At 71.7% G+C, this 14,556-nt stretch carries 10 protein-coding genes; 7 read left to right on the top strand and 3 right to left on the bottom strand.

Annotated features, from left to right (window positions below; translation table 11 throughout):
- Positions 1–95 precede the first annotated feature (95 nt).
- The 3 genes from OG332_RS31230 to OG332_RS31240 all read left to right on the top strand — a co-directional run bounded on the left by OG332_RS31230 (position 96) and on the right by OG332_RS31240 (position 4,155).
- Complete coding sequence (locus OG332_RS31230; protein WP_327416588.1) at positions 96–668, top strand: hypothetical protein; 573 nt, start codon at positions 96–98, stop codon at positions 666–668.
- A gap of 167 nt (positions 669–835) precedes the next feature.
- A complete protein-coding gene (locus tag OG332_RS31235) occupies positions 836–1,027 on the top strand; it encodes a hypothetical protein (RefSeq protein WP_327416589.1) in 192 nt (63 codons plus the stop codon).
- A gap of 59 nt (positions 1,028–1,086) precedes the next feature.
- Positions 1,087–4,155 (top strand): helix-turn-helix transcriptional regulator, encoded by a 3,069-nt coding sequence (locus tag OG332_RS31240; protein WP_442816385.1) that lies wholly within the window; start codon positions 1,087–1,089, stop codon positions 4,153–4,155.
- Here OG332_RS31240 and OG332_RS31245 read toward each other — a convergent pair.
- From OG332_RS31245 to OG332_RS31255, 3 genes are all read right to left on the bottom strand, one after another.
- The gene (locus OG332_RS31245; RefSeq protein ID WP_327416591.1) at positions 4,118–4,297 is read right to left on the bottom strand and encodes a DUF6191 domain-containing protein; all 180 of its coding nucleotides are present in this window, start codon (positions 4,295–4,297) and stop codon (positions 4,118–4,120) included. The two genes, OG332_RS31240 and OG332_RS31245, sit on opposite strands and share 38 nt — an antisense overlap.
- A gap of 42 nt (positions 4,298–4,339) precedes the next feature.
- On the bottom strand, positions 4,340–5,575 hold the full coding sequence (locus OG332_RS31250; RefSeq protein ID WP_327416592.1) for a PQQ-dependent sugar dehydrogenase: 1,236 nt from the start codon (positions 5,573–5,575) through the stop codon (positions 4,340–4,342).
- Positions 5,576–5,680: 105 nt separating this feature from the next.
- Positions 5,681–6,688: an aldo/keto reductase gene (locus tag OG332_RS31255; protein WP_327416593.1), complete on the bottom strand. Its 1,008-nt coding sequence runs from the start codon at positions 6,686–6,688 to the stop codon at positions 5,681–5,683.
- A gap of 180 nt (positions 6,689–6,868) precedes the next feature.
- Here OG332_RS31255 and OG332_RS31260 point away from each other — a divergent pair, with 180 nt between their 5' ends.
- The 4 genes from OG332_RS31260 to OG332_RS31275 all read left to right on the top strand — a co-directional run bounded on the left by OG332_RS31260 (position 6,869) and on the right by OG332_RS31275 (position 14,532).
- Positions 6,869–8,278, top strand: coding sequence for an IS4 family transposase (locus OG332_RS31260; RefSeq protein WP_327411459.1), 1,410 nt, complete (start codon positions 6,869–6,871; stop codon positions 8,276–8,278).
- A 35-nt stretch (positions 8,279–8,313) separates the two neighbouring features.
- Positions 8,314–9,261, top strand: coding sequence for a 2-hydroxyacid dehydrogenase (locus OG332_RS31265; protein WP_327416594.1), 948 nt, complete (start codon positions 8,314–8,316; stop codon positions 9,259–9,261).
- 282 nt (positions 9,262–9,543) lie between these two features.
- Complete coding sequence (locus OG332_RS31270) at positions 9,544–12,441, top strand: putative bifunctional diguanylate cyclase/phosphodiesterase (RefSeq protein WP_442816238.1); 2,898 nt, start codon at positions 9,544–9,546, stop codon at positions 12,439–12,441.
- A gap of 204 nt (positions 12,442–12,645) precedes the next feature.
- The gene (locus OG332_RS31275; protein WP_327416595.1) at positions 12,646–14,532 is read left to right on the top strand and encodes an acetolactate synthase large subunit; all 1,887 of its coding nucleotides are present in this window, start codon (positions 12,646–12,648) and stop codon (positions 14,530–14,532) included.
- Positions 14,533–14,556 lie beyond the last annotated feature (24 nt).

Raw genomic sequence — 14,556 nt, forward strand, 5'->3', positions numbered from 1 at the left:
GTGCCGGCCCGGGCCCCGCCGACCGTGGGGCCCGTCGTGGCCACGACCAGCGGATTCTCAGAAAACTCTCAGACAGGGCGCCTACGGTGCCCCGCATGGACACCACGAAGACCCCCGCCGCGAACGCCACCGAGGCGGACGCCCCGGTCGACCTCGAAAAGACCGAGGTCACCCAGCCCGCCGAAGCCGACTCCGTACCCGCCGACGCGGCCCCGGAGGACGAGGCCTTCGCCGACGACGGGGACGAGGACGAGGCCGAGGTCGGGCAGCCGGGCCACGTCGGGTCCGCGGCCTTCGCGATCATCGCCGCGGGGCTGGGCGTCGTCGCCCTCAGCGGCAGCTGGGTCGCCGGCATCGTGTCCGAGCGCGCGAGCATCGCCGCCCGGCTCGAGCTGAGCCAGGCCGCCGACGCCAACGCGCAGATCGCCGCCCAGTTCGTCGACCCGTGGCACACCACCGCGATGGTGAACGGCGTCTTCTCCGCCCTCGCCCTGATCATCGCCACCTTCGTGCTGGCCCTCCCCGCCTTCAGCACCCCCGAGCGCATCCTCCCCACCTGGGTGCGGTCCGTCTCCTGGGCGGGCATCGGACTGGGCGCCCTCGGCGTACTCCTCTTCGTCCTCATGTACTTCGACCTCCTCCTCGCCATCCCGAAGGCGGCGGGCTAGGTACTGCCTTAGGTGAACTCGGCCTGGTCCGGGCGGCTCCACGCCCGGACTAAGGCCCCCTGCCCCCGGCAGATGCGGCATGCGACCGATGTGCCGGCACCCCCTGGGACGCGAATCTTGGATCACACCGAACGAGGTGTCCGAGAAACGCCACCAGGGAGTACGAGATGTTCGAGTACGAGATCGCCGCCACCGTCCGCACCGCCGACCTCCTCCGCGAGGCCGCCGCGTACCGCACGGTCCGGGAGGCCCGGAAGGCGCGCCGCGCCTCCTTGCGAAGCCTTGAACCGCGAGGGCCGGTGAGAGCACTCCGCAGCCGCCTCGCCCGCACCGCGGGCCATGCGCCCCGCACCGTGTGAACCGATGCGTGATGAGAAGCGCACCGATATCGAGTGCCGCCGCGCCGGACGGCTGTGCGATGCTCGGCGACGTGGAGACCAGATCTGTCAGCCCGGTGTTCGTCGGCCGAGCCGACGAACTGGCCGTACTCACCGGCGCACTGACCCGCGCCGCCGACCAGGAGCCGCAGGCGATGCTCATCGGCGGTGAGGCGGGGGTCGGAAAGACCCGCCTCACCGAGGAGTTCATCTGCGCGGCAGAACGCCGCGGCGCCGTCGTCGCCGTCGGAGGCTGTGTGGAGATCGGGGCGGAGGGACTTCCCTTCGCCCCCTTCTCGACGGCCCTGCGCGCCCTGCACCGCATGCTCCCCGAGGAACTGGCCGCCGCCACCGCCGGCCAGGAGGACGAACTCGCCCGCATCCTCCCCGAACTCGGCGACACCCCGCGCGGCCCGCACGACGAGGAGAGCACCGCCCGGCTCTTCGAACTGACGGCCCGGATGCTGGAGCGGCTCGCCGCCGAACGCACCGTCGTCCTCGTCCTGGAGGACCTGCACTGGGCGGACACCTCCACGCGGCACCTGCTCTCCTACCTCTTCCGCACCCTCGGCAGCGGCCGGCTCGTCCTCGTGGCCACCTACCGTGCGGACGACGTCCACCGCCGCCACCCGCTGCGCCCCCTCCTCGCCGAACTCGACCGGCTCCGCACGGTCCATCGCATCGAACTGGCCCGTTTCAACCGGGCGGAGGTGCGCCGCCAGCTCGCCGGCATCCTCGCCGCGCAGCCCGACGAGGACTTCGTCGACTCCGTCTTCGACCGGTCCGACGGCAACGCCTTCTTCGTCGAGGAACTCGTCGCCTCCCGGGAGAGCGGCTGCGTCACCGGACTCACCGAATCCCTGCGCGACCTGCTCCTCGTCCGCGTCGAGGTCCTGCCCGACGAGACCCAGCGCCTGGTCCGGATCGTCGCCGAAGGCGGCTCCACCGTGGAGTACCCGCTGCTGCGCGCCGTCGCCGGGCTCACCGAGGACGAGCTGATCGAAGCACTGAGGGCAGCGGTCGGGGCCAACATCCTGCTCGCCACCCCCGACGGCGACGGCTACCGGTTCCGGCACTCGCTGGTCCGCGAGGCCGTCAGCGACGACCTGCTGCCCGGCGAGCGGGCCCGGGTCAACCGCCGCTATGCCGAGGCCATGGAGGCCGACGAGTCGCTGATCCGCTCCGGGGAGCGGGTCATCCGGCTGGCCAGCTACTGGTACCAGGCGAACGACCCAGCCAAGGCACTGCCCGCCGTACTGGCCGCTTCCGTGGCGGCCCGCCGCCGGCACGCCTACTCCGAGCAGCTGCGCCTGCTGGAGCGGGCCATGGACCTGTGGGACAGCGCTCCGGAAGAGGTCCGAGAGGCGCTCCGCCCGGCGGACTACACCGAGGTGTACCCGCCGTGCGGCTGCGGCGACACGGCCGCCACCCCGCTCCAGCGGATCGACCTGCTGGCCGAGGCCACCGTCGCGGCACGCTACGGCGGAGAGCGCGAACGCGCCCTGAAGATCACGAAGACGGCGCTGCGCCTGCTGGAGGAGGAGCGCGACTCGCTGCGGGCCGCGTGGTTCTGGACCGAGCGCTCCCGGCTGGTCGCCAGCCTCGGCCGCGGCGACGGCTGGGAGGAGATCGCCAAGGCGCAGGACCTCGTCCGGGGGCTGCCCCCGTCCCAGGTGCACGCCGAGGTCCTGGTCCGGGCCGCGAGCTGGGGCATGCTCCACCAGCCGGGCCCCGACAACCTCGCCGCCGCCGAACGCGCCGTCGAGTACGCGCGGATGCTCGGCGCCGAGGACACCGAGCTCAATGCCCGGATCACCGTCGGCTGCCTGCTCACCGACTCCGGTGACGGCGCGTCCGGACTCGCCGAGCTGTACGCGGTAAAGGAACGGGCCACGAAGCTCGGTCTCGCCAAGCTGGCAGGGCGCGCGCATGTCAATCTCACCTCTCAGTTGGAAAGCATGGGCCGGTCCCGCGAAGCCGTGGAACTGGCCGAACAAGGGGCCGAACTGGTAAGGAAATCCCGGCTGTTGGACAGCGAGGCCTGGGTCTGCGGAAACATGGCCGAGAGCCTCTACAGCCTCGGCCGCTGGGACGAGGCCACCGAGGCGGCCCGGCGCGCCCTGCTCGTCGGGCAGAGCGCGGCCCCGCGCGGCTCCGGCTCCGCGCGGCTTGCCTATCTGGCCCTGGCCCGTGGCGAGTTGACCGAGGCGGCCCACCAGCTTGCCGCCGCCCACGCCCATTTCGGCACCCACGACGTCCAGCCCCAGCACCGGATACCGCTCTACCGCCTCGCGATCGGGCTCGCCGCGGGGGAGGGCCGGATCGCCGACGTGCGCGCCGAGACGGCCGCCGCCATCGCCTACGGGTTCCGGCTCGGCCAGCACCGCTACGCCTGGCCGCTGCTGCTCGCGTCCGCCTCTGCCGAGGCGGACGCCCGCGGCCTCCCGGCCGCCGGCGCCGGCCGGGACTGCGCCCTGGTCGTGCTGCGCACCGCCGCCCGCTCCCTCGCCACCCCGGTCCCGCTGTGGACCGCCCACGCCGAGTACGTCCGGGTCGAGCTGCTCCGGGCCGAGGCTCGGGACACCCCCGCCGACTGGACCGCCGTCGAGGAGGCCGTCCGCCCGCTGGAGCGCCCGTACCTGCTGGCCCGGGCCCGCCACCGGCTCGCCGAGGCGCTGCTGGCCGCCGGCGGCGAACGGGAGCCCGCGGCCGCACTGCTCCGCGAGGCCTACGCCACCGCCGAGCGGATCGCTGCACGCCGGCTGCGCGAGGACCTGGCCCTGCTCGCCCAGCGCGCCCGGCTCCCGCTGACCGACGCCGACGCACCCGCCGCTCCTCCCGCACCGCAGACCGATCCGGCCGAGGCCCTCGGCCTGACCAGCCGCGAGCGGGACGTACTGCGTCTGGTGGCGGCCGGCAGCACCAACCGCAAGATCGCCGAGGAGCTCTTCATCTCCCCGAAGACGGCGAGCGTGCACGTCTCGAACATCCTGGCGAAACTGGGCGTCGCCAGCCGCGGCGAGGCGGCCGCCCTCGCCCACCGGCTACGGCTCTTCGCCCCGCCCGTCCCGGTCAGCTCCCGTCCGGAGGCTGCTCGGCAAGGCGTATGAGCACTCTGCCGGAGTCGAGGTCTATCGGCCCCCGTCCCGGATCGTTGTCATTGACATCGGTCCGGGACAGCTCCAGCCGCTTCTTCTCCTCGTTCGTGTGCTTGCGCCCCGGGTTGAACAGCTCCTCGATCATGTTGAACACCGTGCCCCCCGCCCCTGTAATCCCCTTCCGGGGACGTGCTGGTCACCGCACCGTCAGTGTCAGGATCCTGTCGTCGCCCGCCTCCGGCGACCCGCGGCCGTCCGTCTCGCTCGTGACCAGCAGCAACCGGTCCCCGCCGAGAGCCACCACCGTCCGCAGCCGGCCGTACTGTCCCTCCAGGAAGGCCTCGGGCTCCGCCACCGGCTCCGTGCCGGCCAGCGGTATGCGCCACAGCCGGCTGCCCTTCAGCCCGGCCATCCACACCGAACCCTCCGCCCAGGCGATCCCGCTCGGCGAGGCCTCGTCGGTCTTCCACACGGCCACCGGATCCCGGAAGCCGGGCTTGCCCGCCTTCCCCTCGGCCTCGGGCCAGCCGTAATTCGCTCCGGGCTCGATCAGATTCAGCTCGTCCCAGGCGTTCTGGCCGAACTCGGCCGCCCACAGCCGTTTGTCCTTGTCCCAGGCGAGGCCCTGCACATTGCGGTGCCCGTAGGAGTAGACGACCGAATCCGCCTCCGGGTTGCCGTGCACCGGATCCCCGTCCGGGGTCATCCGCAGGATCTTGCCGCCCAGGGACTTCTTGTCCTGCGCGAGCCCCTTGTCGCCGGTCTCTCCGGTCCCCGCATAGAGCATCTTGTCCGGGCCGAAGGCGATCCGGCCGCCGTTGTGCACGAGGCCCTTGGGGATGCCCCGGAACACGGTGTCCGGTGCGCCCAGTTGCTGTCCGGCCGCTCTGTGCTCGTCGTACCGCAGCCGGGCGATGCGGTTGTCGGACTCGGTCGTGAAGTACACGTACACCAGCCGGTCCGAAGCGAAGGAGGGCGACAGCGCGAGGCCCATCAGCCCGCCCTCCCCGCCCGGGGCCACCCCAGGCACCTCACCGATCTGCGTCACCGTGCCCGAGCCCACCGCGACCCTGCTGATCGTCCCCTTGTCCCGCGAAGCGACCAGCAGGTCCCCGCCCGGCAGCTCGGCCACGCCCCACGGCGACTCCAGGCCCTTGGCCACCTCGCCGGTGACCGTCACCGCGCCCTTCGCCGGCGGCCCGGTGGCCTCCGGTGTGGCGGACGCGCTCCCCGACGGGCCCGCGGACCCGGCGCCGGCCGCGGCCGCGCCCGGTGGAGAGCTCCCCCGCACCGCCCCGGGGGCACCGGCCGGCGAGCATCCCGCCGCCAGCAGAGCACCGCACCCCGCCAGTGCCACCGCCGCCAGCGCGCCCCGGCGCCGCCCGCCCGGTGCCTCGTACCCCACCTGCCCGGGAGAACTTCCGTATCGCATCGCCCTGCTCCCTTCCGGTCCTCCGGTCGTGCCCTTCACCCATCTCAACAGCTGCGACGGTCCCCGAAGTTCCACCACTCGTACACTCGATCGAGTGGTTGTCGGTCAGTCCCAGGCTCCCACCTCGACCGGCAGCGCCGCGATCTCGGCCAGGTCCCCGGCCGAGAGCCGCACCTCCGCCGCCCGCGCGTTCTCCGCCGCCCAGTGCGCCCGGTCGGCCCCCGGCACCGGCACCACCTGCGGCCCCTGCGCCAGCACCCACGCCAGGGCCACCTGCGCCGCCGTGACCTCCGCCCCGTGCCGCCGCGCCACCCGCCGCAGCCCCGCCACGAGGACCTGGTTCGACGCCATCGCCTCCGCCGTGAACCGCGGATGCCGGGCCCGCACGTCCTGCGGCTCGAAGCCCTCACCCGGTGTGAGCGTCCCGGTGAGGAACCCGCTGCCCAGTGGCATCGCCGCCAGGAAGCCCACCCCCCGCGCCGCGCACCACGGCAGCAGCTGCCACGCCGCCTCCGGTGACCACACCGACAGCTCCGCCTGCACCGCGCTCACCGGGAACACCTGCTGCAGCCGCTCCAGGTGCCGCAGCGTCGTCCGGTACCCCCGGTCCCCGCTGCGCCCCGCCCCCGGCCCGGCCCCGGCGCCCAGCGCGCAGAAGCCGAGGGCGCGCACCTTCCCCGCGCCCACCAGCTCCGCCATGGCACCCCAGGTCTCCTCCACGGGCACCTCCGGATCCACCCGGTGCAGCTGGTAGAGGTCTATGACATCGGTCCGCAGCCGCCGCAGCGAGGCGTCGCAGGCCCGCCGCAGATAGCCGGGGCGCCCGTCGGCGACCACGTGCTGGTCGCCCGCCCGCAGACCCACCTTGGCCGAGACGAACGCCTCGGACCGCCGCTCCCGCAGTACCCGCCCCAGCAGCAGCTCATTGGTGAACGGCCCGTACACGTCGGCCGTGTCCAGCAGGTTCGCCCCCAGGTCCAGCGCCGCGTGCACGGCCGCCAGCGACTCCTGACCCCGCCGCCGCGAAGGCGCGTACGCCCAGCTCATCGGCATACAGCCGAGGCCGACGGCGCCCACGGTCAGTGCCCCCGCCCCGATCGACCTGCGCTCCACCGCTGCGTCCCCCTCCCGCTCCGGCCACCAAACTAACGGCTTGATCAAGACGGCTTGGCATCAACACCGTTGCGTTAGGGATCTTGAGTCGTTGGCAACCCCCGCATGAGTAGCAGGAACGGGACTCCTGGTAGATCAACTTGTGCTGAAGCAAGGTGATCGTCGAGTCCAGGAGTCCCGTTGCGGGAGAAGTCTGTCATCACGCGCACGATCGAGGTCGCTGGGGGTGTGTTCGCGCCGGGGCAGCTGGGTGAGCTGACGCAGACGGTGGACTTCGAACTGGTGGACGCGGTGCTTGAGGAGACCGGCACGGTCGAGCGGCGACTGCGGCTGCTGCCCTCGCGGGTGGTGGTGTACTTCGTCCTCGCGCTCGCACTGTTCGAGAACTGCTCCTACCGGGCGGTGTGGGGCAAACTGACCGCCTCGCTGACGAGTCTGGCCCTGGCCGTCCCGGCGGCTTCCTCGCTGTCGCGGGCGAGGCGGCGGATAGGGGCCGCCCCGCTACGGCGGCTGTTCGAGATCCTGGCCGGGCCCCTCGCTGTCCGCGGGCAGTCGGGCACGTTCTGGCGGGGCCTGCGGTGCGTGGCCGTCGACGGCACTCTCCTCCATGTCCCGGACGAGAAGACGCTCACCTGGAAGTACCCGAAACGGGCCGGTGACACGCTGGAGTTCGGCTACCCGCTGCTGCGGCTCGTCGTCCTGGTCGAGTGTGGCACCCGCGCCCTGCTCGCCGCCACCTTCGGACCCGAGAGTGACGGTGAACTCACCTACGCGAACCGCCTGTTGGGCGCTCTTGACGACACGATGCTCCTGCTGGCCGACGCCGGCTTCGATGCGGTGGAATTCCTCCGTGACATCCAGGGCAGCGGGGCACGATTCCTGATCCGCTCTTCCGCCCGACGCATCCCCACCCCCGCCGAGCACCTGGCCGACGGCTCCTACCTGGCCCGGATCGGCTACGGCGTCATTCCCGTCCTGATCACCGTCCGCGTCATCGAGGCCCACCTCACAGTCCGCCTGGACGACGGCACTGTCCGCCACGAGCAGTGGCGCCTGCTCACCAGCCTCCTCGACCCCGTCCGCTACCCCGCCGATGAAGTGGCCGAGCTCTATCACCGCAGGTGGCAGGTGGAAACCACCTACTTCTCGATCAAGGCGACCATCCTGGAGGGCCGCGTCCTGCGCTCGCGCACCCAGCCCGGCCTCGACCAGGAGGTCTACGCCCTGCTCACGACCTACCAGGCCCTCCTCCGCGCCGCCGCCGACGGCATCGAGACCCGCCCCGACCTCACCATGAGCCGGATCAGCTTCACCGTCCTGATCCGCACCGCCGGTGACACCGTCATCAGCGCGACCGGAATCCTGCCCCCACTCGGCCCTGTCGACCGAGTCGGCGTGATCGGTCAGGCCGTCCTCGAAGCCCCGCTGCCGTCCCAACACAGGCAACGCATCAAAGCCCGCACCCGCAAGAACCCCACCAGCAAGTACGGCCCGAACGCCGGACAACAGCCCGTGACCAGCCAGAACTACAGCATCCAGACCACTATCACGTTCTTCGAGCACGGCCTCAACAGCCGCTCACGGCGCTAAAGCAACGGTGTTGGGCTTGGCATAGCCTCGTGATCATGACTGCTACGCCCCAGGACGTCTGGCTCCCGTTCCCCGCCGAGGAGGTCGCCGGACTCCCCGATTCCTTCCGGTACCGCGTGTGGGACGGCGAGGACGCCTTCCCGGCCGACCCGGCCGACTGCGTCTTCTACGTGGCCCCCTACATGAAGCCCGCCGAGGTCACCGTGCGGCCGCTCGCCGCGATGACCGCGGTCCGGGTCGTCCAGACCCTGACCGCCGGCATCGACGACGTGCGGGGCCGCCTCGGAGACCTGCGCCCCGGCGTACGGCTGTGCAACGCCGCCGGGGTCCACACGGCCAGCACCGCCGAACTCGCCCTCGCCCTGACCCTCGCCTCCCTGCGCGGCATCCCGGGCATGGTGCGCGGCCAGGACCGCGAGGAGTGGCGCTCCGGCTTCTACGACGCACTTGCGGACAAGAACGTTCTGATCATCGGCTACGGATCGATCGGCTCGGCCATCGAGGACCGGCTCGTGCCCTTCGAATGCGGGCGGATCGCGCGCGTGGCCCGTAGGGCACGGAGCACCGGGCGCGGGCCCGTGCACGCCCTCGCCGATCTGCCCGGCCTGCTGCCGCAGGCCGACGTGGTGATCCTCGTGACACCGCTGACGGACGCCACCCGGGGCCTGGCCGGCGCCGACTTCCTGAGCCGCATGAAGGACGGCGCCCTACTGGTGAACGTGTCCCGCGGCCCCGTCGTCGACACCAAGTCCCTGCTGGCGGAGGCCGAGTCGGGCCGGCTGTGCGCGGCGCTCGACGTCACCGACCCGGAACCGCTGCCCGCCGGCCACCCGCTCTGGCACGCTCCGAACGTCCTGATCACGCCTCATGTGGGCGGCAGCAGCACCGCGTTCGAGCCACGCGCCAAGCGTCTGCTGGCGCGCCAGCTCGGCCTGTTCGCCGCCGGCGAGCCCCTGGAGCACACGGTGCTGGTCACCGAGTGACGCACGTTGCGCACGCTCCGCATTCACCCGGACGCGCACAGTGGACATCCCTCCCCGATCGGTAACGGAGAGTAGAGGAACTATGTCCCTGAGTAACGAAAGTGGTGTATCGTCCGGAACAAGGGGCTGCGCCGCGAACGTCTGGCGCTGGGGAGTGATCGGACACTTTGGGGGGCGACGGGCGATGCACGGCCAATGGACGAAGGATCCGATGCGGCACAGCCGCCGGAGGCGACGCTGCCGAGACTGGGCTGCACCGGAACCAGCCAGCGAGGGGGACCGGTGAGTGCCCCGGGGGCGGCGCTCCTGAACCGTCCGTCCGTCTCGGGCGGAGGCAGGGGCCTGGCGATGCAGCTGCTCCTCGCGGTGGTCAGCGGCGGGTACGCCGTCGGCGCCGCCCTCAACTGGGGCTCGGAGGAAGTCGCCGAGATCATGGGCGACTTCGGACTGAGCGCAGCGGGCCTGCTCGCCGCTGTCTCCTGCTACTCGTACGCGCGTGCCATCGACAGCCGCGAACGCCCCGCCTGGCTGCTCTTCGCCTTCTCCTCCCTCATGGGTGCCGGCGGCAACGCGGTCTGGGGCTGGTACGAGGTGGTCCTCGGTGAACCCGTCCCGAAGCCCTCGCTGGCCGACTTCGCCTTCCTCTGCTTCGCCCCGCCCGCCATCGTGGGCCTGCTCGTCCTCGCCAAACGGCCCGTCACCCGCGCCGGCTGGGTGTGCCTCGGGCTCGACTCCTGGCTCATCGGCGGCTCCCTGCTCACCCTGTCCTGGAGCCTGGCCCTGGCCCACGCGGCGCGGACCGCCCAGTCCGGCGCCCCGGGCAGCGTCCCGCGCGCCGCGCTCTCCCTCGCCTACCCGCTCCTGGACATCGCGCTCGTCTCGATGGTCCTGGTCCTGCACTTCCGGCGGAGCGAGACCAACCGCTCCGCCGTCAACACCGCCATCGCGGCACTGGCCCTGACCGTGCTCAGCGACGCGCTGTTCACCTCGCCCCTGCTGAGCGCCGAGTACCAGTCCGGACAGCTGCTCGACGCCGGCTGGTTCGCCGGCTCGCTGCTGCTCGCGTACGCACCCTGGGGCGCCCGACGCCTCCACCCGGGCCCGGAGCCGGCCGGGCACCCGCGCGGGGACCGGCCGCACAGCCGCCCGATCACCGGCTCCCTGCCCGCCCTCACCCCGTACCTCGCAGCCGCCGTGTGCACCCTCGGCATCCTCTACAACGTCGTGGACGGCCGGAAGGTCGACCGGATGGTCGTCTTCACCGGCTGCACGGTCGTGCTCGCCCTCGTCATCCGGCAGGGCATCATGCTCCTCGACAACATCGCGCTCACCCAGGAACTGGCCCAGAAGGAGAACCACTTCCGCTCCCTGGTCCAGGGCTCCAGCGACGTCATCATGATCGCCGCGCCCACCGGGACCCTGCGCTACGTCAGCCCCGCCGCTGCCGGGGTCTACGGCCGCGAGGCCGAGGAGCTGGTCGGCACCGAGCTCGCCACCCTCATCCATCCGGACGACCTCGGCCGGGTGGTCCACGAGGTACGCCGCTTCCTCGCCGCACCGCCGACCGAGGAGCCCACCACCCGCATCGAGTGCCGCTTCAAGTCGGGCGGCGGCGAATGGCTCAACGTGGAGTCCACCGTCAACCGCCACCAGGGCGGTCTCATCCTCAACAGCCGGGACGTCACCGAGCGGGTCCGGCTCCAGGCCCAGCTCCAGCACAGCGCCGAGCACGATCCGCTGACGGACCTGCCCAACCGCGCCCTCTTCACCCGGCGGGTGCGCCAGGCCCTGACCGGCCGGCGGGCGGGGGACCACAGCACCGCCGTGCTCTTCATCGACCTCGACGGTTTCAAAGCGGTCAACGACACCATCGGCCACCAGGCCGGCGACGAGCTGCTCATCGAGGCCGCGCGCAGGCTCCAGGACTCGGTCCGGGCCGGGGACACCGCGGCCCGCCTCGGCGGCGACGAGTTCGCCGCGCTGATCCTGGGCGACGGGAACCGTGACCGCAGTGCCCGTGAGTACCAGGTGCGCGAGATCGCCGACCGGCTGCGCACCACGCTCTCCCAGTCGTACCGGATCGGCGGCAGCGAGGTGCGCGTCGCCGCCAGCATCGGCGTGGCCTTCGCCGACCCCGGCATCACCCCTTCGGACCTGATGCGCAACGCGGATCTCGCGATGTACCGGGCCAAGGCGGCCGGCAAGGACCGCGTCGAGATGTACGCCCCCCAGATGCAGGCCGAGGTCGTACGGAAGGCCGAGCTGGCGGGCCGGCTGCGGACCGCACTCCACGAGGGGGAGTTCGCCCTGCTGCACCAGCCCGTGGTCTCGCTGGCCACCGGCGAGGTGGCGGCCGTCGCCGCGCAGGCCCGCTGGCGTTCCGCGCAGGGCATCCTCTTCACGCCGGCCGAGTTCCTCCGGGCCGCCGAGTACAGCGAGGGCGGCGCGGGAGGTGCGGGAGGCCCCGGCGGTGCGGGCCCGGACGCCTCGCGCACCGCCGAGCTGGGGCGCTGGCTGCTGGAGGAGGCCGTGGAGCAGGCCGCCGACCGGCACCGGGCCGGGCACGACGTACCGGTGGCCGTGCGGATGACCGCCCAGCGGCTCCTGGACCGCGCCATGCCGCTCCGCTCCGTGGAGGCCCTGCTGACCCGGCACGGCCTGCCCTCCGGGTCCCTGGTGCTCGAGCTCGCCGTATCCGACCCCAGAGTGCCCTTCGACGACCTGGAGCGCCGCCTGACTGCCTTGCATCGGCTGGGGGTGGGTATCTCCCTGGACGGCTTCGGCAGCGGCTACGCGGCCATCAGCGCCCTGCGCCGGCTTCCCGTGGACATGCTCAAGCTGGACCGGGGCCTGGTGGAGGGGGTGGTCGAGTCGGCTCGCCTGCACAAGATCACCGCCGGCCTCTTGCGGATCGCAAACGACCTGGGCATGCGCTCGGTGGCCGACGGGGTCGACCTCCCCGAGCAGGTGACGGCCCTGCGCGCGATGGGCTGCACGCACGGCCAGGGAATGGCCTTTTCCGGCCCCCTCGACGAGTACAGGCTGCGCCGTGCGCTGGTGCGCGGTACGTTCCCAGTACCGGGCGGAGCGGCCCAGCCGGCTCTGGCCGGCGGCTCCCCCGGGGGCTCGATGGCCATCCGCAGAGGCTCACATAATGAGACGCCCGTCCCACCTACTTGACATCACCCTCCCGCCAGAGGGAGGGTCAATGCCATGCGCACCCGAATTCTCGTACTTGGAAAGCGCGTCGGCTGAAGCAGGGACCTGCATGTCCCCGCTCAACACACCCGACGCGCTCCCCTCGCTTGCCTCCCGGCACGAGGGGTTTTTTGTTGCACTGGCACAGAGTCGAATCCGCGTAAAACCCTCAGCTTCGAGAAGAGAATGCCGATGACCGAGCAGGCCACCGGGGCCCACCATCCGCAGCCGCGGCCCCGTTCCGGCGGACATCAGTCCGCCGCAGTTGAGCACGTCACGGGTGCGCAGTCCCTCATCCGCTCTCTCGAAGAGGTGGGGTGCGACACCGTCTTCGGGATTCCGGGAGGTGCCATCCTCCCCGCGTACGACCCGATGATGGACTCCAAGAAGGTCCGTCACATCCTGGTTCGCCACGAGCAGGGGGCCGGCCACGCAGCCACCGGCTACGCGCAGGCCACCGGCAAGGTCGGCGTCTGTATGGCCACCTCCGGCCCGGGCGCCACCAACCTGGTCACCCCGATCGCAGACGCGCACATGGACTCCGTCCCGCTCGTCGCGATCACCGGCCAGGTCTCCTCCAAGGCGATCGGCACCGACGCCTTCCAGGAGGCGGACATCGTCGGCATCACCATGCCGATCACCAAGCACAACTTCCTGGTCACCAAGGCCGAGGACATCCCGCGGACCATCGCCGAGGCCTTCCACATCGCCTCCACCGGCCGCCCCGGCCCGGTCCTGGTCGACATCGCCAAGGACGCCCTGCAGGCGAAGACCACCTTCTCGTGGCCGCCCGCCCAGGACCTCCCCGGCTACCGGCCGGTCACCAAGCCGCACGCCAAGCAGATCCGCGAGGCCGCCAAGCTCATCTGCCAGGCCAAGCGCCCGGTGCTGTACGTCGGCGGCGGCGTCATGAAGTCCGGCGCGACCGCCGAGCTGAAGGTGCTCGCCGAGCTGACCGGCGTCCCGGTCTGCACCACCCTGATGGCGCTGGGCTCCTTCCCCGACAGCCACCCGCTGCACGTCGGCATGCCGGGCATGCACGGCAGCGTCACCGGCGTCACCGCACTGCAGAAGTCGGACCTGCTGATCGCGCTCGGCACCCGCTTCGACGACCGCGTCACCGGCAAGCTGGACAGCTTCGCCCCCTTCGCCAAGATCATCCACGCGGACATCGACCCGGCCGAGATCGGCAAGAACCGCGCGGTCGACGTTCCGATCGTCGGTGACGCCCGCGAGGTCATCGCCGACCTGATCCAGGCCGTCCAGGCCGAGCACACCGAGGGCAACACCGGGGACTACACCGCCTGGTGGAACGACCTCAGCCGCTGGCGCGACACCTACCCGCTGGGCTACGACCTGCCCACCGACGGCAGCCTGTCGCCCCAGCAGGTCATCGAGCGGATCGGCGCGCTCGCGCCGAAGAGCACGATCTTCGCGGCCGGTGTCGGCCAGCACCAGATGTGGGCCTCGCACTTCGTCAAGTACGAGGAGCCCCGCACCTGGCTGAACTCCGGCGGCGCCGGAACCATGGGTTACGCGGTCCCGGCCGCGATGGGCGCCAAGGTCGGCATGCCCGAGCGCACGGTCTGGGCGATCGACGGTGACGGCTGCTTCCAGATGACCAATCAGGAACTGGTCACCTGCGCCCTGAACAACATCCCGATCAAGGTCGCGATCATCAACAACGGTGCGCTGGGCATGGTCCGCCAGTGGCAGACCCTGTTCTACAACCAGCGGTACTCCAACACCGTCCTGCACGCCGACGAGACCGGTCACGACACCGTCGGTTCCCAGCTCGGCGAGTCCATCGCGCCCCGCAAGGGCACGCGCGTCCCGGACTTCGTCAAGCTCTCGGAGGCCATGGGCTGCGTGGCGCTGCGCTGCGAGGACCCGGCCGACCTGGACAAGGTCATCGCCGAGGCCAATGCGATCAACGACCGTACCGTCGTGATCGACTTCATCGTCCACGAGGACGCCATGGTGTGGCCGATGGTCGCCGCCGGCACCTCCAACGACGAGGTCATGGCAGCCCGGGGCGTCCGTCCCGACTTCGGCGACAACGAAGACGACTGAGCCGAGAGAGCCCGAGAGAGAGAA

This window comes from Streptomyces sp. NBC_01233 (assembly GCF_035989305.1).
In the GTDB taxonomy this organism is placed as follows: Bacteria; Actinomycetota; Actinomycetes; order Streptomycetales; family Streptomycetaceae; genus Streptomyces.